Annotated in this window: 22 protein-coding genes; 3 read left to right on the forward strand and 19 right to left on the reverse strand. The window is 64.8% G+C overall.

Annotated elements, in window-relative coordinates:
• Positions 1-6: 6 nt before the first annotated feature.
• Positions 7-2,094 (reverse strand): excinuclease ABC subunit UvrC, encoded by a 2,088-nt coding sequence (gene uvrC / locus B0G57_RS03305; protein ID WP_018441597.1) that lies wholly within the window; start codon positions 2,092-2,094, stop codon positions 7-9.
• Between the two features lie 141 nt (positions 2,095-2,235).
• On the opposite strand from uvrC, the gene earP reads away from it, so the two are divergent.
• The 3 genes from earP to B0G57_RS03320 all read left to right on the forward strand — a co-directional run bounded on the left by earP (position 2,236) and on the right by B0G57_RS03320 (position 5,820).
• Entirely contained in the window at positions 2,236-3,411 is a 1,176-nt protein-coding gene (gene earP, locus B0G57_RS03310) for an elongation factor P maturation arginine rhamnosyltransferase EarP (RefSeq protein ID WP_035468889.1), read from the forward strand.
• 83 nt (positions 3,412-3,494) lie between these two features.
• On the forward strand, positions 3,495-4,052 hold the full coding sequence (gene efp, locus B0G57_RS03315) for an elongation factor P (RefSeq protein WP_018441595.1): 558 nt from the start codon (positions 3,495-3,497) through the stop codon (positions 4,050-4,052).
• A gap of 385 nt (positions 4,053-4,437) precedes the next feature.
• Positions 4,438-5,820, forward strand: a complete 1,383-nt coding sequence (locus B0G57_RS03320) for a sigma-54-dependent transcriptional regulator (RefSeq protein WP_018441594.1) — start codon at positions 4,438-4,440, stop codon at positions 5,818-5,820.
• A 16-nt stretch (positions 5,821-5,836) separates the two neighbouring features.
• Here B0G57_RS03320 and nagZ read toward each other — a convergent pair whose 3' ends face one another.
• The 18 genes from nagZ to fabD form a co-directional block, all read right to left on the reverse strand.
• Positions 5,837-6,865 carry a beta-N-acetylhexosaminidase gene (gene nagZ, locus B0G57_RS03325; RefSeq protein WP_026229829.1) on the reverse strand — a complete coding sequence of 343 codons (1,029 nt, stop codon included), beginning with the start codon at positions 6,863-6,865 and terminating at the stop codon, positions 5,837-5,839.
• Positions 6,862-7,287: a holo-ACP synthase gene (acpS, locus tag B0G57_RS03330; RefSeq protein ID WP_018441592.1), complete on the reverse strand. Its 426-nt coding sequence runs from the start codon at positions 7,285-7,287 to the stop codon at positions 6,862-6,864. The genes nagZ and acpS overlap by 4 nt, the downstream gene beginning before the upstream one ends.
• Before the next feature lie 9 nt (positions 7,288-7,296).
• Positions 7,297-8,061, reverse strand: coding sequence for a pyridoxine 5'-phosphate synthase (pdxJ, locus tag B0G57_RS03335; protein WP_018441591.1), 765 nt, complete (start codon positions 8,059-8,061; stop codon positions 7,297-7,299).
• A complete protein-coding gene (recO, locus tag B0G57_RS03340; RefSeq protein WP_223258685.1) occupies positions 8,058-8,915 on the reverse strand; it encodes a DNA repair protein RecO in 858 nt (285 codons plus the stop codon). Before recO ends, pdxJ begins: the two co-directional genes overlap by 4 nt.
• Positions 8,916-8,922: 7 nt before the next feature.
• Positions 8,923-9,822: a GTPase Era gene (era, locus tag B0G57_RS03345; RefSeq protein WP_018441589.1), complete on the reverse strand. Its 900-nt coding sequence runs from the start codon at positions 9,820-9,822 to the stop codon at positions 8,923-8,925.
• 67 nt (positions 9,823-9,889) lie between these two features.
• The gene (gene rnc / locus B0G57_RS03350; protein ID WP_018441588.1) at positions 9,890-11,290 is read right to left on the reverse strand and encodes a ribonuclease III; all 1,401 of its coding nucleotides are present in this window, start codon (positions 11,288-11,290) and stop codon (positions 9,890-9,892) included.
• 142 nt (positions 11,291-11,432) lie between these two features.
• Positions 11,433-12,326 carry a signal peptidase I gene (gene lepB, locus B0G57_RS03355; RefSeq protein WP_018441587.1) on the reverse strand — a complete coding sequence of 298 codons (894 nt, stop codon included), beginning with the start codon at positions 12,324-12,326 and terminating at the stop codon, positions 11,433-11,435.
• Between the two features lie 16 nt (positions 12,327-12,342).
• Positions 12,343-14,136 (reverse strand): translation elongation factor 4, encoded by a 1,794-nt coding sequence (gene lepA, locus B0G57_RS03360; protein WP_018441586.1) that lies wholly within the window; start codon positions 14,134-14,136, stop codon positions 12,343-12,345.
• A gap of 151 nt (positions 14,137-14,287) precedes the next feature.
• On the reverse strand, positions 14,288-14,572 hold the full coding sequence (locus B0G57_RS03370) for a glutaredoxin family protein (protein WP_018441584.1): 285 nt from the start codon (positions 14,570-14,572) through the stop codon (positions 14,288-14,290).
• A complete protein-coding gene (locus B0G57_RS03375; protein WP_018441583.1) occupies positions 14,569-16,098 on the reverse strand; it encodes a DegQ family serine endoprotease in 1,530 nt (509 codons plus the stop codon). The genes B0G57_RS03370 and B0G57_RS03375 overlap by 4 nt, the downstream gene beginning before the upstream one ends.
• Before the next feature lie 116 nt (positions 16,099-16,214).
• Entirely contained in the window at positions 16,215-17,255 is a 1,041-nt protein-coding gene (locus B0G57_RS03380) for a MucB/RseB C-terminal domain-containing protein (RefSeq protein ID WP_018441582.1), read from the reverse strand.
• Positions 17,256-17,259: 4 nt separating this feature from the next.
• Entirely contained in the window at positions 17,260-17,895 is a 636-nt protein-coding gene (locus B0G57_RS03385; RefSeq protein ID WP_018441581.1) for a sigma-E factor negative regulatory protein, read from the reverse strand.
• 113 nt (positions 17,896-18,008) lie between these two features.
• A complete protein-coding gene (rpoE, locus tag B0G57_RS03390; RefSeq protein ID WP_018441580.1) occupies positions 18,009-18,608 on the reverse strand; it encodes an RNA polymerase sigma factor RpoE in 600 nt (199 codons plus the stop codon).
• Between the two features lie 100 nt (positions 18,609-18,708).
• Positions 18,709-19,128, reverse strand: a complete 420-nt coding sequence (locus B0G57_RS03395; protein ID WP_146013373.1) for a hypothetical protein — start codon at positions 19,126-19,128, stop codon at positions 18,709-18,711.
• 41 nt (positions 19,129-19,169) lie between these two features.
• A complete protein-coding gene (gene fabF, locus B0G57_RS03400) occupies positions 19,170-20,408 on the reverse strand; it encodes a beta-ketoacyl-ACP synthase II (RefSeq protein ID WP_026229826.1) in 1,239 nt (412 codons plus the stop codon).
• 183 nt (positions 20,409-20,591) lie between these two features.
• Positions 20,592-20,831 (reverse strand): acyl carrier protein, encoded by a 240-nt coding sequence (gene acpP / locus B0G57_RS03405; protein WP_004197638.1) that lies wholly within the window; start codon positions 20,829-20,831, stop codon positions 20,592-20,594.
• Positions 20,832-20,988: 157 nt separating this feature from the next.
• Positions 20,989-21,738 (reverse strand): 3-oxoacyl-ACP reductase FabG, encoded by a 750-nt coding sequence (gene fabG / locus B0G57_RS03410; RefSeq protein WP_018441577.1) that lies wholly within the window; start codon positions 21,736-21,738, stop codon positions 20,989-20,991.
• A 73-nt stretch (positions 21,739-21,811) separates the two neighbouring features.
• Positions 21,812-22,753 (reverse strand): ACP S-malonyltransferase, encoded by a 942-nt coding sequence (gene fabD, locus B0G57_RS03415; RefSeq protein WP_018441576.1) that lies wholly within the window; start codon positions 22,751-22,753, stop codon positions 21,812-21,814.
• Positions 22,754-22,846 lie beyond the last annotated feature (93 nt).

The raw sequence follows: 22,846 nt of genomic DNA on the forward strand, positions 1-22,846 counted from the left end.
GGGACATCAATGCAGCTGTCGATAAATCTGCTCGGCGAGCTGGCGCGAGATGCCTTCGACGCTCGCCAGCTCGTCGACGCTTGCCGCGACGACGCCGCGCAAGCCGCCGAAACGCGCGAGCAGGCGCTGCCGGCGCTTTGCGCCGACGCCGTCGAGCTCCTCGAGCCGTGAGGTCTGCCGTGCCTTCGCGCGTTTCGCGCGCATCCCCGTGATCGCGAACCGGTGCGCTTCGTCGCGAATCTGTGCGACGAGCATCAATGCCGCGCTTTCCTTGCCGAGCTCGAGCGACGATCGACCGTCGGCGAAAACGAGCGTCTCGAGCCCCACCTTGCGGCCCTCGCCCTTCGCCACGCCGACGATGTTCGACGGATCGATGCCGAGCTCGGCGAACACCTGCCGCGCGATCTCGACCTGCCCCTTGCCGCCGTCGATGAGCACGATATTGGGCAGCACACCGCCGGCCGCGACGGGCGCGGCGGCATCGGCCGCGCGTTCCGGAGCGGTCGCCGCGTCGATCTGCAACGCCGCGGCGCGGTCATCGGCATTGCCGGCGGCTGCTTCGACGAGCTTCTCGTAGCGGCGCGTCAGAACCTGTCGCATCGCGGCATAGTCGTCGCCGGGCGTGATCCCCGTTATGTTGTAGCGACGATACTCGCCCGATTGCATCTTGTGATCGCGATAAACGACGCACGACGCCTGCGTCGCTTCGCCCATCGTATGGCTGATGTCAAAGCATTCGATGCGCAGACGCGCGAGGTCCTCGCATTCGAGACCGAGCGTCTCGGCGAGCGCGCGCGTTCGCGCCTGCTGAGACCCTTGCTCGGAGAGCAGCCGCGCGAGCGCGAGCCGCGCGTTTTGCTCCGCCATGCCGAGCCAGACCCGCTTTTGCCCCTGCGGCTGCCGCACGAGCGTGACCTTGTGCCCGGCCTCGGCCGCCAGCAGCTCGACGAGCTCACGGTTCGCCGGCGCGTGGCTCACCACGAGCACGGGCGGAATGCGGTTGCCGAGATAGTGCTGCGCGATGAAGGCATCGAGCACTTCGGCCTCGACGCCGGGTGCGGGTATCGCCTCGGCGGCCGTCGCGGGCGCCTGCGCCTCGGGCGCCGCCTGCGCCGGCTGCTCGACGGCTCCCCCGCCCGCGTTCTCGCCCATATCCTCCGCCGCTTCCTTCTCCTCCTCGTCGAGCTCGGCCTCCACGGCCGCGATGGCGCTGTCGGCGTGGGTCGGGAAATAGGCCTTGTCGCCAAGATGGCGCCCGCCGCGAACCATCGCCAGATTGACGCAGACACGCCCGCCGAGCGCGACGACCGCGAGGATGTCAACGTCGCTGTCGCCGCCCACTTCGATCGCCTGCTGATGGAGGACCGTGGCGAGCGAGCTCATCTGGTTGCGCACGGCGGCGGCCTGCTCGAACTTGAGCTCGGCCGCGAACGCATGCATCTTTGCTTCGAGCTCCTTCATGACCTCGTTTTGCCGGCCGAGCAGGAAACGCGAGGCGTTCTCCACGTCGCGCGCGTAGTCCGCCGCGTCGATCGCGCCGACGCAAGGCGCCGTGCAGCGCCCGATCTGATGAAGCAGGCACGGCCGCGTGCGATTGTTGAAGACCGAGTCTTCGCAGGTACGCAGTTGAAAGACGCGCTGCAGGATCTGAATGCTCTCGCGCACCGCCCACGCGCTCGGAAACGGGCCGAAGTACTGGTTCTTCTTGTCGACGGCGCCGCGATAGTACGCCATGCGCGGAAACGCATGACCCGTCAGCTTCAGATAGGGATACGACTTGTCGTCGCGAAAGAGGATGTTGTAGCGCGGCGCGAGCGCCTTGATGAGATTGTTCTCGAGCAGCAGCGCCTCGGCCTCGGAGCGCGTCACCGTGGTCTCGATACGCGCGATGCGCGTCACCATCATCGCGATACGCGGCGACAGCAGCGTCTTCGTGAAATAGCTCGACACGCGCTTTTTGAGGTCGCGCGCCTTGCCGACGTAGAGCACCTCGCCGAGCTTGTCGTAGTACCGGTACACGCCCGGCAGATGCGGCAACTGGGCGAGGACCCGCTTCGGTTCGAAAACGGTCTCTTGATCTTGCGGTTCGGTCATGCGGATTCGGACAGTGCGCCGCGCAATGCGGCCGAAGGGCGTCGCATCGGGGCAGCGTGCTTTAGAATCGCCAGTTTAGAACATTTGCGCATGCGACAAGCGCCGCGCGAGCCGCGCCGCGTGCGCCCGCCCGCCCGCATCATGTCTGCCCCGATCGCCTGCGATATCTTCTGCGCCGTCATCGACAATTTCGGCGATGTCGGCGTCTCCTGGCGCCTCGCGCGCGAGCTCGCCGACGAGCACGGCTGGCAGGTGAGGCTCCTCGTCGACGATCTCCGGACGTTCGCGCGGCTCGAGCCGGCCATCGCTATCGAGCGCGATCGCCAGACGGTCGCGGGCGTCACGATCGAACACTGGCACGAGCCGATGCACGCCGGCGATACGATCGCCGTGCCCGATGTCGTCATCGAGGCTTTCGCCTGCGAATTGCCGCCCGCCTATCTCGCGGCAATGGCGCGGCGCGCTCGCGCGCCCGTCTGGATCAATCTCGAATATCTGAGCGGCGAGGATTGGGTCGCCGATTTCCATCTGAAGCCGTCGCCGCACCCGCGTCACCCGCTCACGAAGACCTTCTTCTTCCCCGGCCTGGGGCCGGGGACGGGCGGCGTATTGAAGGAGCGCGGGCTCGACGCCGCGCGCGAAGCGTTCGAGCGCTCGCCCGGCAAGCGCGAAGCCTGGTGGCGTCAGGCGACGGGCGCGGCGCCGCCCGAGGAAGAAGCCACGGTGATCTCGCTCTTCGCCTATGAGAACCCGGTCGTCGACGGCCTGCTCGAGCAATGGCGCGACGCCGCGGGTGCGATCGTCCTGCTCGTGCCCGAAGGCCGCATCTCTGGCGCCGTCGCGCGTTTTTTCGGCCTGCCGTCGTTCGCGGCCGCGCCCGGCGGCGCTGGCTTGCGCGCGCATGCCGAGCGCGGCAGCCTGCGTGCGCACGCGCTCGCGTTCGTTCCTCAGGCGCGGTATGACGCGCTGCTTTGGGCGAGTCACTTCAACTTCGTGCGAGGCGAGGACTCGTTCGTGCGCGCGCAGTGGGCGCGCCGCCCGTTCGTCTGGCACATCTATCCGCAGGCCGACGACGCGCACCTGCCGAAGCTCGACGCGGCGCTCGCGCACTACGCTGCCCCGCTTCCCCCCGCGGCGCGAGCGGCGATGGGCCGCTTCTGGCATGCCTGGAACGGGGCCGGAACGCCAGACTGGGGCGAATTCTGGTCGCATCGCGCCGCTTACGACGCGCGCGCGGCCGCCTGGGCCGACGAGCTTGCGACCCTCGGCGAGCTGGCGGAAAACCTAGCGCGTTTCATAAAAACCCAGTTAAAATAAGCGGTTATCTATTTGCAACGGCCTTGCGTTCCCTCACTGCGACGTTCGCAAGACCCATTCGCTTTTCAAGGACAGTGTTTTTTATGAAGACCGCACAGGAACTCCGCACGGGCAACGTCGTCATGATCGGCAACGACGCGATGGTCGTGCAGAAAGCCGAATACAACAAATCGGGCCGCAACGCCGCCGTCGTGAAGATGAAGTTCAAGAATCTGCTCACGGGTGCCGGCACGGAATCCGTCTACAAGGCGGACGACAAATTCGACGTCGTCGTGCTCGAGCGCAAGGAAGTGACGTACTCGTACTTCGCGGATCCGATGTACGTCTTCATGGATGCCGACTACAACCAATTCGAAGTCGAGCAAGAGATGATGGGCGACGCGCTTCACTATCTCGAAGACGGCATGCCCTGCGAAGTCGTCTTCTACAACGACAAGGCGATCTCGGTCGAGTTGCCGACCACGCTCGTGCGAGAAATCACCTACACGGAACCGGCCGTGAAGGGCGACACGTCGTCGGGCAAAGTGTTGAAGGCCGCGCGCATCAATACGGGCTTCGAGCTTCAGGTTCCGCTCTTTTGCAACATTGGCGACAAGATCGAAATCGATACGCGCACGCACGAGTACCGCAGCCGCGCCTAAGCGCATCGCCGCCCTCGACGCGCAACCGGAGCAAAGTGCGCGTACGACGGCGCACGGTTGCTGGAACCGCCGAGCCGGGGCGCGAGAGCGAACCGCGCCATGCCAGCAAGTTGAGAATTATCCGAGCGCCCTTCGTGGGCGCTTTTTTTTTCGTACGAGTGGTGTATGGTGTAAGAAAACTTTACCGGTCGAATTTTACCGTTTGGCCCGGCGGAATCTGCAGGACGCCGTGACCTTCGAACTCAACCTATTGTTTTGACAGAAAAAACCATGATGGCCTGAAACGTGCTTGACAGACAATTTAGCCGCTTTCGATGAAACGATTTCCGACTGCGCATGGCGCCCCGATTCCGGTGCCGTCCGGTCTTCAATGCTTGCCTCCGTCATGCCACATGCTCTGATTGTCGAAGACGATCCCAACAGCCTGTCCGGCTTATCGGCGATCGTCGCAGCCGACGGGTTTTCCGTCGATACGGCCATTTCGCTCGCGGAAGCGCGAGCGGCGTTGAGCCGTTTCATTCCCGACGTCGTGCTGATCGACCTGAACCTGCCTGACGGCAGGGGTCTGGACCTGCTTTCGCATTTGCCGGCGCAGCCGGACGGCGTGCTGCCCGTCATCGTCATGACAGGCAATGCGACCGTCGAGAGCGCCATCGAAGGTCTGCGCCACGGCATTTGGGACTACCTGCTGAAGCCCGTCAACATACCGCGCCTGCGCAGCCTGCTCGCTCGCATCCCGCGCCCCTACGAGTTGACGGAGGAGGTGCAGACGCTGCGCACGAAGCTGCGGCGGCTAGGGCGCTTCGGGCCGATGATCGGGCGCAGCGACGCGATCCAGCACGTCTACGATACGATCGAGCGCCTGGCGCCGACCGAGACGGCCGTGCTGATCTGCGGCGAGGCCGGCACGGGCAAGGAAGTGGCGGCACGTACGCTGCACGAGATGAGCCGGCGGCGCAAGGGCCCGTTCGTCGTCTTCGATTGCCACACTTACGCCCGCGAGCCCAGCGGCGAGCGCGGGCTCGACAGCCTGCTGTTCGGCCAGGAGCCCGGTTTGGGAGCCAGCGCGGAGCGGCGCGAGCCGGGCCTTTTCGAGCAGGCGAGCGGCGGCACGCTCTTGCTCGACGAGATCGCGGAGCTGCCGCTTGCGCAGCAAGAGGCGTTGTCGAAGGCGCTCGATTCGCAGACCTACATGCGCGTGGGCGGAACGAGTCAGGTGAGCGTCGATTGCCGGATCGTGACGACGATGCGCAAGTCTCCGCGCGAGGCCGTGACCGACGGCGCGTTGCGGGAGGACCTATGGCTGCGGCTCGACGCCGCCTCGATCGTGCTGCCGCCGTTGCGCGAGCGCGACGACGATGCGGTGCTGCTCGCCGAAGCGCTCGTCGACGACCTCAATCGCGACGTCAATGCGAGCGGCCTCGCCCACGTACACAAGCGGATCGGCCCGAATCTGATACGCGAGTGCCTGACCTACGACTGGCCCGGCAACGTTCGCGAGCTGCACGAGCGCGTCCGCCGCGCCTACAACATCTCCGACGAGATCGTCGACACGCTGCGCGCCGACGAGACGACGACGGTCGGCGGCCGGCGCCTGAACGGCGGCAGCGTGCAGGTGACGGTCGGGACTCCGCTGTCGGACGTCGAGGACCTCCTGATCCGGGCGACGCTCGACGCCGTCGGCGGCACGCGCCACCGGGCCGCTACGTTGCTCGGCATCAGTCCGAAGACGCTCTACAACAAGCTGCAGCGAATGAAGATGTCGTGATCGCGCAGACGTCCGGCTAACCGAACGCGCGCCGCAAAAGCGCCTGCGCCTCCTGATAGTCGGCGTGCGCGACGAGCTTGTGCCAAGCCGGCGCCTTGCCGCGGCCGCGCAAGCGCTGAAGGCGCCGCGCCGATTCTTTCGAGGGCGTATATCGCAACTGTTCGAGCACGATCTCGGCGGCGCTCGGCTGATTGCAGATGAGCACCATATCGCAGCCGGCCTCGAGCGCCGCGCCGGCGGCTTCGGTCAGCGTGCCGCCCGCGCGCGCGGCCTCCATCGAAAGGTCGTCGCTGAAGATCGCACCGGTAAAGCGCAGCCGTTCGCGCAGGATCTGCTGCAGCCAGATCCGGGAGAATCCGGCCGGCTTGTCGTCGACCTGCGAGTAGATGACATGGGCCGGAATGATCGAGGCAAGCGTCATACCGAGCCAATCGTAAGGCGCCACGTCCTCGCGCAGGATCGCCTCGAGCGGACGATCGTCGACAGGCAATGCGACATGCGAATCGGCCGCCGCAAACCCGTGCCCCGGAAAGTGCTTGCCGCAGTTGCTCATGCCCGCGAGCGCGAGACCGTGGCTGAGGCTCTTCGCCAGCAGCGTCACGACGCGAGCGTCGCGATGAAACGCGCGGTCGCCGATCACCTGCGATTGGCCGTAGTCCAGATCGAGCACGGGCGCGAAGCTCATGTCGATGCCGCAAGCGCGCAGCTCGGCGGCCAGAATGAAGCCCGTCGCCGTCGCCACCTTCGTCGCGAACAGGACGTCCTTGTCCCACAGCTCGCCCAGGCGGCGCATGGCCGGCAATACCGTGAAACCGTCCGTGCGAAAGCGCTGCACGCGTCCGCCCTCGTGATCGACGGCGATCACGAGATCGTCTCGCACATCGCGAATCTCGTCGGTCAGCGCCACCAGTTGCGCCCGGTTTTCGAAGTGGCGTGCGAAGAGAATCACGCCGCCTGTCAGCGGATGCGCCAGGCGCCGCCTGTCGTTGTCGTTGAGCGACGTCCCTTCGACGTCGAGCATGACCAGTCCCAAAGTATTTTTCATTGCTCCGTCGGGAGATTGTTCCAGGGGGTGTCCGTCTCGGCGATGACGAACGAGACGGCGTAATCGCGCTCGTCGCTGACCGTGACTTGGGCGCGGATGCCGCGCGCGGCCAGCCATTCCGCCAGCTCGCCCGATGCGACGATCATGGGCTTGCCGCTCGGCTCGTTCAATGTTTGCAACGCTCGCCACGTCATCGGCCAGTGCATTCCGAGGCCGATCGCCTTCGAAAACGCCTCCTTCGCCGAAAAACGCGTCGCGAGATAAGCGAGACCGCGCGCCTCGGAGCGCGCCCGGCGCGCGTGATAGACGCGCAGTTCGTCGGGGCCGAGCACTTTCTCGGCGAAGCGCCCGCCCGTGCGCTCCATGACACCCTTGACGCGGCTCACCTGAACGACGTCGGTACCGATACCGTAGATTCCCATACGCGCGGCTCAGTGCATGGCGGCGAGCCGCGCCGCAACCATGATCGCCTTCATCTCGCGCACGGCGCTCTCCCATCCCGTGAAAATCGCCTGCGCCACGATCGCGTGGCCGATGTTGAGCTCTTCTATGCCTTCGATCGCGGCGATCTGCTGCACGTTCGTGTAATGAAGCCCGTGACCCGCGTTGACTTTCAAGCCCAGCGAGTTGCCAAGCTCGACGCCGCGTACGATCCGCTCGTACTCGCCGCGCTGCTCGCTTTCATCGTGAGCATCGGCATAGCGGCCCGTGTGAAGCTCGATGACGGGCGCGCCGGCCTCGTGCGCGGCGCGGATCTGCGCCTCGTCGGCATCGATGAAGAGGGATACGCGCGAGCCCGCATCGGCAAGCTGGCGGCAGGCCGCGCGCACGGCTTCGAAGCGGCCGGCCACGTCGAGCCCGCCTTCGGTCGTCAGCTCCGCGCGCTTTTCGGGCACGAGGCAAACGTCGTGCGGACGGACGTCGCAGGCGATGTCGAGCATCTCCTGCGTGACGGCGCATTCGAGGTTCATGCGCGTCTTCAACCGCGGCCGCAGCGCGCGCACGTCGGTATCGACGATATGCCGGCGGTCTTCGCGCAAATGGAGCGTGATGGCATCGGCGCCGGCGTCTTCGGCGGCGAGCGCGGCGCGGATGGGGTCCGGGTAGGTCGTTCCGCGCGCGTTGCGCAGCGTGGCGACATGGTCGATGTTCACGCCGAGATGGATGACCTCGGGAGACGTCAGAAAGAAGCTCATAGGTTTTGCAAGTCGATCAGAATCTGACGCGTCGCAAGCGGCGCGCCGCCCAGATAGATATTGAGCAAAAAGCGCATCAGCGTCTTGCTTTGCGCCACCGTCTGCGCACGATGGTAATCGTCGTTCTCCATATCGAGCAATGTCTGGCCCGATACGACGGGCCAATGGCGCGGAAAATCGTCCGATGCCTCGCGCACGCCGCGCTCGGGGTCGAACACGTAGCGCCCTTGCGCGATCACGGCCTTGCGCGCCGCCGTGCGATCGAGCGACATCGCATAACCGGTCTCGCGCAGCAGCACGCGCTCGAACGAACGCAGCACCTGCACGGCCGGCTCGTCATGCCCCAGACGCGTGAGAGTGACGACATAGTGGTGAAAGAGTTGCGGATGCGGATCCTCCCGCGCGCAAAACTTGACGAGCAATTCGTTGACGTAAAAGCCGCAGAGCAGCGCATCGCCCGAAAGCGGCAGCATGCCGCCGACCCACTCCGCTCCCGTCAGCGTGCGCATCTCCGACTTGCCTGACCATGCGATCGAAAGCGGCTGAAACGTCTGCAGCACGCCGCGCAATGCCGAATGAGGACGCTTCGCGCCCTTCGCGACGAGCGCGAGCCGCCCATGGTCGCGCGTCAAGATGTCGACGATGAGGCTCGTCTCGCGGTACGGATAGCTGTGCAGGACGAAGGCCGGCTGCCCGGTGACGCGATGTTCCGATGCGCGAGCGGACGAGCGCCGCTCCCCGTTCGCGCGCCGGGCACCCTTGCGCGGCTCGGGCTCGGCCGGCGTTAGCGCCGCTCCTCCCGTATCGCGATCGGTGTCGCGGCTGTCGCCGCCGTCACCGCCTTCGACAGTCATGCAGATTTCATTCGTATCCATAGGCGCGCAGCCCGGCCTCGTTGTCGGCCCATCCGCTCTTGACCTTCACGAACGTCTCCAGGTAGACGGGGCCGCCGAAGAGCTTCTCCATGTCGAGGCGCGCCTCCGTGCTGATCTGCTTCAGCTTCGCCCCTTTCTGACCGATGATCATCGCTTTGTGGGAGTCGCGATCGACGAGGATCGTCGCGAAGACGCGGCGCAGGCGGCCTTCCTCCTCGAACTTGTCGATGAGCACGGTGCTCGTATAGGGCAGCTCGTCGCCCGTCCAGCGGAAGACCTTCTCGCGCAGGATCTCGGCGGCGAGAAAGCGCTCGCTGCGATCGGTGAGGTCGTCCTCGCCATAGATCGGGTCGCCCTCGGGGAGATACGGCTTGATCGTCGCCAAAAGCCGCTCGATATCGCCGTGCTGCTTGGCCGAAAGCGGCACGATTTCCTTGAACTCGCGCAGCTCGCTCGTGGCCTTGAGAAAAGGAAAGAGCGTCGTCTTGTCGGCGATGCGATCGAGCTTGTTGGCGACGAGCAGCGTCGGCGCCGATGGCGGAATCAGATCGAGCACCTTCTGATCGTCGGGGCCGAACCGGCCCGCTTCGATGACGAACAGCACCGCGTCGACCGACGTCAGCGTAGATGTCACGGCACGGTTCAACGATCGGTTCAACGCACCGCTATGCTGCGTTTGAAAGCCGGGCGTATCGACGAAGACGTACTGGGCGTCGTCGAATGTATGGATACCGGTGATCCGGTGACGTGTCGTCTGCGCCTTGCGCGACGTAATGCTGATCTTCTGGCCGACGAGCGCGTTCATCAGCGTCGACTTGCCGACATTCGGGCGGCCGACGATCGCAACCGTGCCGCAACGAAAACCTGAAGTAGTGGAGGCGTTCATTCTGTTCTAGTGCCGGTATGAGCAAAGGCGCCCGCTTCGCTTCTCGCGCGGCGAAGGCCCGTATCGCTCAGGAATGGTCTGGTTCGGCTGCACGGAGCCGGGCCGCGCCCGCGATATCGGAGACAAGCTCGGCATCGCCGCCCGATGCGCGCTTGCCGCCGCCTTCAGGTTCGTGCTGCGAGGACGGCGACGCGTCCGGCTTGCCTGCTGCGGCGTCCGGCTTGCCTGCTGCGGCGTCCGGTTTAGCCGTTGCGGTTTCCGGTTTAGCCGTTGCGGTTTCCGGTTTGGCCGTTGCGGTTTCCGGTTTGGCCGTTGCGGTTTCCGGTTTGGCCGTCGCCTCGCCTTTGCCGCCACCTTCCGCTTTTTGGGGCGGCGCCGATTCCGGTTTGCCGGCCACGGGCTCCGCCTTTGCTGCTGCTTCGCTTTTGCCGGGGCCTTCGGCTTTTTGCGGCGTCGGCGATTCGGGCCTTGCGCCTGCTTCGACCTTCGCAGCCGGCGCATCGGCCCGCAGCGCCGGCTTATGCTCGATGTGAGCGGCCCTAATCATCGCGGGAGGCGGCGCGGCGGGCATCGCCCGGTCCGCAGCCTCGGGCTGTGCCGCTTTCGCTTCCGCGCTTGCGCGCGCGGACTTGTCGGCATCGCCACGCGAACCCTTGTCTTTTTCAAGCTTGCCGCGATCGGGCGCGCGCAAATCAAGCGCCGCCTGCACACCCTTGACGCCTGGCACGATGTCGGGTTCACCCTGCTTCGCCGCGCGCGAACCGCGCGAACGCTTCCCTTTGACCTCCATCGCCGGCGCCAGCGCCATCACCTCCTCGAGCGCCTTCTTCGCCGCGGCCTGCTCGGCTGCCCGGCGGCTCGCCCCCGACCCCGACACCTTCACGTCGAGCTTCGGCACCGTGCATTCGACTTCGAACTGTTGATTGTGCGCCGCACCATGCGTGGCAACGACGGTGTACGTCGGCAGCGCGATCTTGTGGCCTTGCAAGTACTCCTGCAGCAGCGTCTTGGAGTCCTTGCCGAGCGTGCGAGGATCGATGTGATCGAGAATCGGCACGTAAAGGCGCTTGATGACGGTCTGCGCAGCCTCGAAGCCGCCGTCGAGGAAGATCGCGCCGAGGATCGCCTCGAAGGCGTCGGCGAGAATCGACGGGCGCCTGAAGCCGCCGCTGCGGAGCTCACCCTCCCCGAGGCGGAGGCCTTCCGCAATATTGAGGGCCTGAGCAATCTCGTACAGCGACTGCTGCTTGACCAGGTTCGCGCGCACGCGCGACAGGTCGCCCTCGTCGAGTTTGCCGAATCGCTGGAACAATAGGGCCGCCACCGCGCAATTTAGAACGGAATCGCCCAAAAATTCGAGCCGTTCATTGTGCGAGGCACTGTGACTGCGGTGAGTGAGGGCCTGGCGCAACAATTCCGCATTGCGAAATTCGTAGCGCAACCGGCTTTCCAGCGGAGATAGCGGCATGTGCAGAGTATAACGCGCGCCTTTCGCCTGTCGTCTTGGCGGGCTTGGACGCGAAAAAAGCGGATCGGGGCCGCCTGAGGCCCCGAATGGCGAACCACGAAAGCGTGATGCGTCGAGCCGACGCGGCTTCGCGCGCCTGGCGCTACTCGAAGGAGCCGATGCGCTTGAGATTGCTGAAGTTCATCCAGATGAAGAAGGCACGTCCCACGATGTTCGCATCGGGCACGAAGCCCCAATAGCGACTGTCGGCGCTGTTGTCGCGGTTATCGCCCATCATGAAATAGTTGCCCGGCGGCACTTTGCAGACGACACCGCGGTTGTTGTATGAGCAGTTGTCGCGATACGGATAATCTTCGGCACCGATGATGAAGGGCGGCACGGCGGGATTGTTCAGGATGGCGTTCTTGCGGTCGCCGAGGTCTTCGTCGAACTGCTTCGCATAACCAACGCGCTCTTCGTCGAAGTAATCGGGCAGCGGCGTCTCGGGCACCGGCTTGCCATTGATCGTGAGCTTCTTGTCTTCGTACGCAACGACGTCACCGGGCAAGCCGATCACGCGCTTGATGTAGTCGACCGATTCGTCCTTCGGATAGCGAAACACGACGACGTCGCCGCGCTTCAACGGCTCGCCCTGCGTGACCTTCGTATTCGTGATCGGCAGCCGAAGCCCGTATTCGAACTTGTTGACGAGGATGAAATCGCCGACGAGCAGCGTCGGCACCATCGAGCCCGACGGAATCTTGAACGGCTCGACGACGAACGAGCGCACGAGGAAGACGATGAGAATCACCGGGAAAAAACTCGCCGTATATTCGAGCCACCACGGCTGGCGCAGCTTCTCGTCGCGCAGGCGGGCGCGCGTGACGGGAGCGTTCTCATCGGCGAAGCGCTCGCCGACGCGCGCCTGCTGCCGATCGAACTCCACGACGGCGGCTTCAGCGGCTTGACGCCGCTGCGGCAAGAAAACGAGTTTGTCCGCGATCCATGCAAAGCCCGTCAAAACGACGAGCACGAAAAGAATCAACGCGAAGTTCATGTAGTCAGGTCCTTCGTTATTTGTCTTCGACGCGCAAGATTGCGAGGAAAGCCTCCTGCGGAATCTCGACGGATCCGACCTGCTTCATTCGCTTCTTGCCTTCTTTTTGCTTTTCCAGCAGCTTCTTCTTGCGTGTGATGTCGCCGCCATAACACTTCGCAAGCACGTTCTTGCGCAGCGCCTTGATGTTCTCACGCGCGATGATGTGCGCGCCGATGGCCGCCTGAATCGCGACATCGTACATCTGGCGCGGAATGATCTCGCGCATCTTCGCCGCCACCTCGCGCCCGCGATACTGCGATTGCGAGCGGTGGACGATGACCGACAACGCATCGACCTTGTCGCCGTTGATCAGCATGTCGACCTTGACGACGTCCGACGCGCGGTACTCCTTGAACTCATAGTCCATCGACGCGTAGCCGCGCGATACCGACTTGAGCCGATCGAAGAAGTCGAGCACGATCTCGGCCATCGGGATTTCGTAGGTGAGCTGCACCTGGCGGCCGTGGTACTGCATGTTGATCTGCGAGCCGCGCTTTTGCGTGCAAAGCGTGATGACCGAGCCGACGTAGTCCTGCGGCATGTAGAGGTTCACGGTCACGATCGGCTCGCGAATTTCCTCCGTCTTCGACGGATCGGGCATCTTGGCCGGATTCTCGACCATGATCGTGGTGCCGTCGTTCAGCGCGACCTCGTAGACGACGGTCGGCGCCGTCGTGATGAGGTCCATGTCGAACTCGCGTTCGAGCCGCTCTTGCACGATTTCCATATGCAGGAGCCCGAGGAACCCGCAGCGGAAGCCGAAGCCGAGCGCTTGCGAGACTTCCGGCTCGTACTGCAGCGAAGCGTCGTTGAGTTTGAGCTTCTCGAGCGACTCGCGCAGCGCGTCGTATTGGTTAGCTTCGACGGGGTAAAGCCCCGCGAACACCTGCGGCTTGACTTCCTTGAAGCCGGGCAGCGGCTCGTCGGCGGGCCGATTGGCGAGCGTCACCGTATCGCCGACCTTGGCCGCCGTCAGTTCCTTGATCCCCGCGATGATGAAGCCGACCTGTCCGGCCGAAAGCTCGTCGAGATCCTTCGATTTCGGCGTGAAGACGCCGATGTGCTCGACGCCGTATTGCGCGCCTGTCGCCATGAGCCGGATCTTGTCTTTCGGCCGCAGCGTGCCGTTGACGATGCGCACGAGCATGACGACGCCGACGTAGTTATCGAACCACGAATCGATGATGAGCGCCTGCAGCGGCGCCTGCGGGTCGCCCTTCGGCGGCGGCACCTTCGCGATGAGCGCCTCGAGCACGTCTTCGACGCCGAGACCGGTCTTCGCGCTGCAGTGTACCGCATCGGCCGCATCGATCCCGATGACGTCCTCGATCTCGGCGATCGCGTTCTCGGGATTGGCCGCGGGAAGGTCGATCTTGTTGAGCACGGGCACGACTTCGACGCCGAGCTCGATCGCCGTATAGCAATTGGCGACCGTCTGCGCCTCGACGCCCTGGCTCGCATCGACGACGAGCAGCGCGCCTTCGCAAGCCGACAGCGAGCGGCTCACCTCGTAGGAGAAATCGACGTGTCCCGGCGTATCGATCAGGTTGAGGTTGTAGAGCTCGCCGTCGCGCGCGCGATAGCTGAGCGCCGCGGTCTGCGCCTTGATCGTGATGCCACGTTCGCGCTCGAGATCCATCGAATCGAGCACCTGCGATTCCATTTCGCGGTCGGACAGGCCGCCGCAAATCTGAATGATGCGATCGGCGAGCGTCGACTTGCCGTGGTCGATATGGGCAATGATCGAGAAGTTGCGAATATGATTCATTCAGTGGGTGAGGCAGGCCGTGCCGATCGAAGCGAAAAAGGCGCGCTCGAAGAACTGCGGAGCACGCCTCGGGAGTACTGAAAAACGGCCTATTTTACCCGAAATGACGGGCTCGACGGCGTATTGCGGCGGGTATCGCACGGGCCCGTCGTCAGGCGCCCATGCGCCGAGCCGCGAGCGCGGCACGCACGCGCTCGACGTCGAGCCTGTAACGGGAAAGCTCGATGCCGTCCAAGACCAGGACCGGCACGAGTTCGTCATAGCGGGCGACGAGCGCCGGCTCGGCGTCGACGTCGATCACCTCGACATTCGCTCCGAGCTCGGCAGCCAGCGGGACAAGCGCGGCCCGCATCTCTTCGCATAAGTGGCACCACGCGCGGCTATAGAGCGCGAGCGTCGGCGCGGACGGCGTCGGCACGCGCGAGCTCAGCGTCATTTCTGCGCCATCGCCACGCGCGGGCGCATCGGCACGAACTGCGTGTTCTCGCCGCGCCGAACGAGCACGGCCACGGTCTTCTGCGGGTCGAGGTGCGCGACGGCTTGCTGGAAATCCTTCGCGCTGCCGATGTCCGTATCGCCGATGCGCAGAATGATGTCGCCCTTTTGCAGGCCGACGCGCGCAGCGGGCCCCTCTACCGTCTCGACTTGCACGCCGCCCTTCAGCTTCAACGATTTGCGCTGATCGGCCGGGATCTCGCTGACCGTCACGCCTAACGGATTGCGCGGCTGCGGTTTCGCCGACGGCGCTTCATGGTCGCCCGTCTTCGCCGTCTTTTCCGACGGTGTCTCGGCGACGGTGATCGGCAAGTCCATCGACTGCCCCTTGCGCCAGACCGTCACCGTCGTCCGCGTGCCGGGCTTCGTATCGCCGACCATGCGCGGCAGATCGGTATCGGTATCGACGGGCGCGCCGTTGAACTTGAGGATGATGTCACCGGGCTGCACGCCGGCCTTGTCGGCGGGACCGCCCGACTCGACATTGCTGACGAGCGCGCCTTCTGCTTTTGGCAGCCCCAGCGAATCGGCGACGTCCTTCGTCACCTGCCCGATCGCGACAGCGATGCGACCTCGCACGACGCGCCCCGTCGCCTTGAGCTGCTCGGCCACGCGCATGGCCTCGTCGATCGGAATCGCGAACGAAATGCCCATGAATCCGCCCGTGCGGCTATAGATCTGGGAGTTGATGCCGATCACCTGCCCTTGCATATCGATGAGCGGCCCGCCCGAATTGCCTGGGTTCACCGCCACGTCGGTCTGGATAAACGGCAGATAGTCGCCCGTATCGCGCCCCTTCGCGCTGACGATGCCGGCCGTCACCGTATTGTCGAGGCCGAACGGGGACCCAATCGCCACGACCCACTCACCGACGCGCACCTTGTTCGAATCGCCGATTGTGACCGTAGGCAGATTCGAGGCATTGATCTTGACGATCGCCACGTCGGTGCGGTCGTCCGAGCCGATCAGCTTCGCCTTGAACTCACGCTTGTCGGTCAGCGTGACATAGATCGTGTCCGCATCGTCGACCACATGCGCGTTCGTCATCACGTAGCCGTCCTGCGACACGATGAAGCCGGAACCGACCCCGGCATTCTGCTCGGAGTCGCTGTCGGGCCCGTCCTGGTTGCCGCCGTTCCCGCCGTCGTTCTGGCCGCCGCGCGGCGTGTTCTGCCCGTTTTGGCCATTTTGGCCGTTCGGCGCCTGCGGCAGCGGAATGCCGAAAAAGCGCCGGAAGAACTCCGACATGTCGCCTTCGTCCGTGCCCGGCGGAAGCGCGCGCTGCGGGCCCGCGCTCGAAACATGCGCCGTCGTCCGAATGTTGACGACGGCCGGCCCGACTTTATCGACGAGGTCGGTGAAATCGGGCAGGCTGGCGGCCGGCATGGCGGCGGCGAGCTCGGGCATGAAAGGCAGGCAAGCCAGCAGCGCGGCGGCCGCGAAGAATTTGCGCACCGAGTGATTCATAAGGGGGATTGGACCGAAACGTTGACCGAAAGGCTGCGCCACGCCGCCCGATACTTCGAATGACGCAAAAGGACTCGAAGCGCTCGAACGGCTGAATACTCAAAGGGATCGAAAGCTTATTTCGCAGCCTTGTATTTTATGGCAGAGGCGAATAGTTGCAGTGTGCCTTGAGGGACCTCGCCAAGCAAGGTGATCCAATAATCGCCGTGGCGCGTGACGAGCACGTGCGTCGCGCCGCTCGCGCCGGCGCCTTCCTTGCGTGAATTTTTTTCGGTGGGCTCGACAAAGACGGAAACCGTGGAGAGCCCGTCGGAAAAGACGGCCTGATCGACGGGAATCGGCGGATCGCCCGCATCGCGGGCTGCCATCGGCCGCCGCACCTCGCGAATCTTGCGAAAACCCGGCACGTCGGGATTCAGCGACCAGCCCTGGGCTTCCATGTCGACGGGCTCGACGGGCGGATGCACGAGCGTCCAGCCTGCCGTGTTACGAATCCCGGCCGCGATAGGCGCCTTTTGGGCCGGCACGCCGATCCGCAACTGGGTGAACGAGATCTGCTCGAGCACCTGGCCGCTCGCGTCGAGCGTCTGCGCGCGCAGCAAAAGCCCCGTCTTCGAATCGGTCCACAGCTTGTATGAGAAACGATACGCATCCTTCGGATCGAGCTCGATCACCTGCGCGTCGATGCCGGCCACGCGATCGGGAGGCAGCATCTTCGAATCGTAGACGGCAAGGACGTCGCGCCCGCTTTCGCTCAAGAGCGCGGGGAACGCGTCGCGGTTCTGCCGCTTCTCGACGACGCAAAGATGGCGCTCGGGCACGAACGTGAAGAGGTCGTCATCGTGCCTCAACAGCTTGCGCGGCTTGCCGTCGAGCGTTTCGAGCGCTTCGTACTCGCTGCCGTGGACCGCGTAATGGGAGACCCGCGAAGATTGAACGAACGTGCCGCGCTGATAGACGAACACGCCCTCGTAGTTCTCCTGCTGCGCGGCGCGCGGAATCCGATCGAGCCGGTTCGCGGCCTCGGCCGACGAATCGGCGGTACCACCCGCCTGAGCAAACGCCTGCGGCGCAACTGACAGCAACGCGGCCACGAAGATCAGCCAGAGCGGCAGCCGACTCTTTGCGGCGATGCGCCTAACCCCCGATATCGGCATCAGCTTATTGGCCTTGCGAAGTCAGCGCGGCCGCGCGGATGAACGGTGCGGAGCCCGGCACCACGGGTTGCTGAGCGAACTGCTGATGTGCTTCGAGGTACTCGTCGAGCCGGGCGTCGCGAATGATGTTGAGCTCGCCGGCATTCGACGAATCGTGGCCGCCGGCCATCGCGACCGTTTGCACCGGATCATGCCGGGCCGGAACGGCCGCCGTTTGCAGCGCCGCCTGCTGCCCGCCGGCATGCTGGACTTGCGGAACGACGATCCACGTCAGCACGGCCGCGGCCGCGGCAGCCGCGAGACTCGGCGCGAACCGCCGGCCGACGAACGAGAGGCCGCGACCGTCGCGGCGCGCGGCCGGTGCCGCTGAAGCAGCCGGCGCAAGAACGTGCGGCTCCGCTTCGAGCCGCGCGGCGAACCCGCGCAGGAATGCGCTGCTCGCCGCGGGATGAACCGCCAGATCATCCGAGCGCAACGCGTCGCCGATCAGGTGGTAGTCGGACCAGACGGCCCGATCGGCGCCGCTCAACCCCGAAAGGACGGCATCGGCTTGTTCCGCTCCATCGAACCACTCGCCGTCTACAAAAGCGGACAAACGCTCGCCTCGCGAGCCCTGCGAAACCTTCGATACCGACCCCATGACGCTCCCCAATTCTTGCAAACACCCGTAATCAAACCGCTCCGCGCGCCCGTCCAGCACCGCCCGTAGCCCGTCGCACCCGCGGGGCGCACCCCTGCCGCTAGCAGCAGCCGCTACCAGCGCTTGCCCTCCGGCGTATCGAGCAACGGACGCAATTTTGCCGCAATTGCCTCGCGCGCGCGAAAAATACGAGACCGCACGGTGCCGATCGGGCACCCCATCATCTCGGCGATTTCCTCGTAGCTGAGGCCTTCGATTTCCCGAAGCGTGATGGCGACGCGCAACTCTTCAGGCAGCAACGCCATCGCGGCATTGACCGTCTGGGCAATCTGCTTGCTCATCAACACCGACTCGGGCGTGTTGATATCCCTTAGTTGATCGGCGTCCGAGAAAGTTTCAGCTTCCTCGGCATCGGCTTCTGTTGAAGTCGGGGCTCGACGGCTCTGCGTGGCCAGATAGTTCTTGGCCGTGTTGACCGCAATCCGGTACAGCCACGTGTAGAACGCCGACTCGCCGCGAAACTGCGGCAGTGCGCGATACGCCTTGATGAACGCATCCTGAGCGACATCCTCGACCTCCGCCGGGTCGCGCACGAGGCGCGAGATCAGCCGGATGATCTTCCGATGGTACTTGGAGACCAGGAGCTCGAACGCGGCTTTATCGCCTTTTTGCACGCGTTCGACCAGTACCTGGTCAATCTCTTTTTCGCTCACCTGATGGTCCGTTTACTTTTGGGGGGCGCGTTGCGGACCGCTATTGTAGCGCCCCGTTCAACGCCTGATGCCCGATGGGCTGTAACGTTGGTTACCGTCGTTACATCGCCGCATGCCTCGCCCGCACGGCCAGTTCGCGAAAGGCTTCGGCGGGGAGCGCATCGGCCGCGACTAGAAGCCTCGACAGGCGCGCCCCGCCATGCGGCATGACCGCGATGATGAGGAGCAGGCTCGCCCATTGGGCGCAGCCGACGATGCGGCCCCGCACGAGCAAGCGCCCCGAGCGGTCATAGGCCGCGATGCCGTCGGGCTCGAGTGAAAGCGCCGCGGGTTGCCGGCGCTCATGAGCCAACGCTGCAAGCGCGAGCGCACCGAAGGTGGCCGCGGCGAGCGCGAAGGCAGCCAGGTCGCCGCCACGCGGCATGACGACGCTCCGAACCGCGAGCGCGGCGAGCAGCGTGAAAACGAAGAGGCTCGCCCGAACGGCCACCGAGCGCGACAGCGCGATGCCTTGCGGCACGCGCTGCGCCCAGGAACGTTCGGGTCCGCCAGGCAAGCGACTCAGATGCGCTTGAAAACGAGCGTCCCGTTCGTGCCGCCGAACCCGAACGAGTTCTTCAGCGCGACGTCGATCTTCATTTCCCGCGCGCTGTTGGCGCAGTAGTCGAGATCGCATTCGGGATCCTGCTCGAAGATGTTGATCGTCGGCGGCGAAACCTGATGGTGGACGGCGAGCACCGTGAACACCGACTCGAGCCCGCCCGAGCCGCCGAGCAGATGGCCCGTCATCGACTTCGTCGAATTGACGACCACGCGCTTCGCCTGCTCGCCGAGCGCACGCTTGATGCCGATCGTCTCCGCGAGATCGCCGAGCGGCGTCGACGTGCCATGCGCGTTGACGTAGTTCACTTCGCCGGCATTGATGCCCGCGTTGCGCAACGCCGCCTGCATGCAGCGGCGCGCACCGTCGCCATCCTCGAGCGGCGCCGTCATATGGTAAGCGTCGGCGCTCATGCCATAACCGGCGATCTCCGCGTAGATCTTCGCGCCGCGCGCCTTCGCGTGCTCGTACTCCTCGAGCACCATGACGCCCGCGCCCTCGCCGAGCACGAAGCCATCGCGGCCCGTGTCCCACGGGCGGCTCGCCGTTGCGGGATCGTCATTGCGCTGCGAGAGCGCGCGCGCCGCCGCGAAGCCGCCGATGCCGAGCGGGGAGACCGTCGATTCGGCGCCGCCCGCGACCATCACGTCGGCATCGCCGTACTCGATGAGCCGCGACGCTTCGCCGATGCAGTGCAGACCCGTCGTGCAGGCCGTCACGATCGCGAGATTCGGCCCCTTCAGACCGTACATCATCGACAGATGACCGGAGATCATGTTGATGATCGAGGCGGGCACGAAAAACGGGGAAATCCGCCGGGGGCCGCGGTTGTGCAGCTCCATTTGCGTGGCTTCGATCATCGGCAGGCCGCCGATGCCCGAGCCGACCACGACGCCGATGCGCTCGGCATCCGCTTCCGTCACTTCGAGGCCACTATCCTTGATCGCCTGAATGCCGGCGGCGAGGCCGTAATGGATGAACGTATCCATCTTGCGGGCTTCTTTCGCCTCGAGATAATCCTCGACGTTGAAGCCCTTCACCTCGCCTGCGAAGCGCGTCGAGAAGTTCGTCGCATCGAACTTCGTGATGTTGGCAATGCCGGACTTTCCGGCCACCAGATTGGCCCATCCGTCGGCAACATCATTGCCAACAGGCGAGACGAGCCCCAAGCCTGTAACGACAACACGACGACGGCTCACGGTAACCTCTTTTCCATAGAATGACAAAAGCAAAAGCCACAGCGGCCGCAGGGAACGGCCCTGCATGCCCCGTGGCTATGAATTCAGCATCAGCCCGTACCTGGCATTGGCGTGACGCGCTTGACGAGCGCTTGACGAGCGCGACGTGGCCAGCTCGAAAACGAGCGAAAGGTCCGACGAGCGTCAGGCCTTGACGTTTGCGCGAGCGTAATCGATCGCTTGCTGAACCGTGGTGATCTTTTCGGCCTCTTCGTCGGGAATTTCCATGCCGAACTCATCTTCGAGCGCCATGACGAGTTCGACGGTGTCGAGCGAGTCCGCACCGAGATCGTTCACGAACGAGGCCTCGTTTTTGATTTCAGCTTCGGCGACGCCCAGTTGTTCCGCGACGATCTTCTTGACGCGCTGTTCGATGTTGTCCATTACCCCTCCGAGGGAAAGAAGTTCAAAAATGCAAGTGCGCGCATTTTATCAGGTTTGGTTCTGCGAAAAAGCACGCGCAAGATAGGGCAAAACCCGTCGCAACGGCGCTCCCCGAAAGGGGGAAATACGCCAAGGCGCGGATGTTACCCGATTTCGGTTACGACATGAACATGCCGCCGTTGACGTGCAACGTCGTGCCGGTGATATACCCGGCGAACGGCGACGCGAGGAATGCGACGGCATGCGCGATGTCGTCGGGCGAACCGAGCCGGCCGAGCGGAATCTGCGCCTTGAGCGCCGCCTGCTGCTCCTCGGGCAGCACCTTCGTCATGTCGGTGTCGATGAACCCGGGCGCGATACAGTTGACGGTGATGCCGCGGCTGCCGATCTCCCGTGCGAGCGCACGCGTCATGCCCGCGACCCCGGCCTTGGCCGCCGCGTAATTGACCTGTCCCGGATTGCCCGTCGATCCGACGACCGACGTGATGTTGATGATGCGTCCGCCGCGCGCCTTCATCATCGGGCGCAGCACCGCGCGCGAGAGACGGAACACGGCTTTCAGATTCGTATCGACGACGGCATCCCAATCGTCGTCCTTCATCCGCATCGCGAGTTGATCTTGCGTGATGCCGGCATTGTTGACGAGCACGTTGAGCGCGCCGAACTCCTTGACCGTGCTCTCGATGAGCGCTTCGACCGCAGCGCCGTCGTTCACGTCGAGCACCACACCGCGACCCGCTCCGCCCTGCGCCGCGAGCGCCTCGCCGATGCCTTGCGCACCGGCCTCGCTCGTCGCCGTGCCGATGACGGTCGCGCCTTGGCGCGTGAGCTCGAGCGCGATGGCGCGGCCGATGCCACGTGAAGCGCCTGTCACGAGGGCGACCTGTTTATCGAGAGCTTTTTCCATGATCCGTCCGATTGATCCTTTTGCGCTTACCGTTGACTTCATTGCCGGGCGCCGATGGCGAGCCTTGCCGGCTTCACCCGGCCGCGACGGCCTTCAGCATGTCTTCGAGCGAGGCCGGGTCCGTGATCGCCCCGCCGACGAGATTCGCGTCGATGCGCTTCGTGAGGCCGGCGAGCACCTTGCCGGGACCGCATTCGATCACGTGCGTCGCGCCGCTCTTCGCGATCGACTGCACGCATTCGACCCAGCGCACCGCACCCGCGGCCTGGCGTACGAGTGCGTCCTTGATCGCGGCCGGCTCCATGGTCGTCGCCACGTCGACATTGTTGACGACGGGAATCTGCGGCACATTCACTTCGACGCTCCCCAGGTACTCGCGCAGGCGGTCCGAAGCCGGTTTCAGCAGCGACGAGTGAAACGGCGCCGAGACCGGCAGCGGCAGTGCGCGCTTGGCGCCCTTGCCCTTCGCGAGTTCGCAGGCCTTTTCGACGGCCGCCTTGTGACCGGCAATCACCACTTGCGACGGCGCATTGAAGTTCACCGCTTCCACGACGCCCGCGCCTTCGCTCGCGGCCTCGGCGCACACCGCGCGCACCGTGTCGTCGTCGAGACCGAGGATCGCGGCCATGCCGCCGACACCGACGGGAACCGCCGTTTGCATCGCCTGGGCGCGAAAGCGCACGAGCGGCAGCGCATCTCGAAAAGCGAGCGCGCCAGCCGCAACGAGCGCCGTGTACTCGCCGAGGCTATGCCCCGCGACCACCGACGGCGCGGGACCGCCCGCCGCGCGCCACGCGCGATAGAGCGCATAGGCCGCCGTGAGCATGACGGGCTGCGTGTTCGTCGTGAGGTTCAACTCGTCGGCCGGACCTTCGGCGATCAGCTTGCCGAGATCTTGCCCGAGCGCATCGGACGCCTCCTGAAGCGTTTCACGCACGGCGGCATTATCGGCGAACGCGCCCAGCATGCCGACCGATTGCGAGCCTTGCCCAGGAAATACGAACGCGAATTTCATCTCTTCCTCGATTCCAGAAGTTCTTTTATGGAAGTCAGTGCGAGCATCGAGCGTCGCGGCTGCCCACTGCAGGCGAACCCGCGCGCGGCGGTA

The organism is Trinickia symbiotica (assembly GCF_002934455.1).
In the GTDB taxonomy this organism is placed as follows: Bacteria; Pseudomonadota; Gammaproteobacteria; order Burkholderiales; family Burkholderiaceae; genus Trinickia; species Trinickia symbiotica.

Excerpts from the sequence above, each read along its gene's own strand:
- uvrC (WP_018441597.1), bottom strand. The coding sequence starts at position 2,094 with ATGACCGAACCGCAAGATCAAGAGACCGTTTTCGAACCGAAGCGGGTC.
- earP (WP_035468889.1), top strand. The coding sequence starts at position 2,236 with ATGTCTGCCCCGATCGCCTGCGATATCTTCTGCGCCGTCATCGACAAT.
- efp (WP_018441595.1), top strand. The coding sequence starts at position 3,495 with ATGAAGACCGCACAGGAACTCCGCACGGGCAACGTCGTCATGATCGGC.
- B0G57_RS03320 (WP_018441594.1), top strand. The coding sequence starts at position 4,438 with ATGCCACATGCTCTGATTGTCGAAGACGATCCCAACAGCCTGTCCGGC.
- nagZ (WP_026229829.1), bottom strand. The coding sequence starts at position 6,865 with ATGAAAAATACTTTGGGACTGGTCATGCTCGACGTCGAAGGGACGTCG.
- acpS (WP_018441592.1), bottom strand. The coding sequence starts at position 7,287 with ATGGGAATCTACGGTATCGGTACCGACGTCGTTCAGGTGAGCCGCGTC.
- pdxJ (WP_018441591.1), bottom strand. The coding sequence starts at position 8,061 with ATGAGCTTCTTTCTGACGTCTCCCGAGGTCATCCATCTCGGCGTGAAC.
- recO (WP_223258685.1), bottom strand. The coding sequence starts at position 8,915 with ATGACTGTCGAAGGCGGTGACGGCGGCGACAGCCGCGACACCGATCGC.
- era (WP_018441589.1), bottom strand. The coding sequence starts at position 9,822 with ATGAACGCCTCCACTACTTCAGGTTTTCGTTGCGGCACGGTTGCGATC.
- rnc (WP_018441588.1), bottom strand. The coding sequence starts at position 11,290 with ATGCCGCTATCTCCGCTGGAAAGCCGGTTGCGCTACGAATTTCGCAAT.
- lepB (WP_018441587.1), bottom strand. The coding sequence starts at position 12,326 with ATGAACTTCGCGTTGATTCTTTTCGTGCTCGTCGTTTTGACGGGCTTT.
- lepA (WP_018441586.1), bottom strand. The coding sequence starts at position 14,136 with ATGAATCATATTCGCAACTTCTCGATCATTGCCCATATCGACCACGGC.
- B0G57_RS03370 (WP_018441584.1), bottom strand. The coding sequence starts at position 14,572 with ATGACGCTGAGCTCGCGCGTGCCGACGCCGTCCGCGCCGACGCTCGCG.
- B0G57_RS03375 (WP_018441583.1), bottom strand. The coding sequence starts at position 16,098 with ATGAATCACTCGGTGCGCAAATTCTTCGCGGCCGCCGCGCTGCTGGCT.
- B0G57_RS03380 (WP_018441582.1), bottom strand. The coding sequence starts at position 17,255 with ATGCCGATATCGGGGGTTAGGCGCATCGCCGCAAAGAGTCGGCTGCCG.
- B0G57_RS03385 (WP_018441581.1), bottom strand. The coding sequence starts at position 17,895 with ATGGGGTCGGTATCGAAGGTTTCGCAGGGCTCGCGAGGCGAGCGTTTG.
- acpP (WP_004197638.1), bottom strand. The coding sequence starts at position 20,831 with ATGGACAACATCGAACAGCGCGTCAAGAAGATCGTCGCGGAACAACTG.
- fabG (WP_018441577.1), bottom strand. The coding sequence starts at position 21,738 with ATGGAAAAAGCTCTCGATAAACAGGTCGCCCTCGTGACAGGCGCTTCA.
- fabD (WP_018441576.1), bottom strand. The coding sequence starts at position 22,753 with ATGAAATTCGCGTTCGTATTTCCTGGGCAAGGCTCGCAATCGGTCGGC.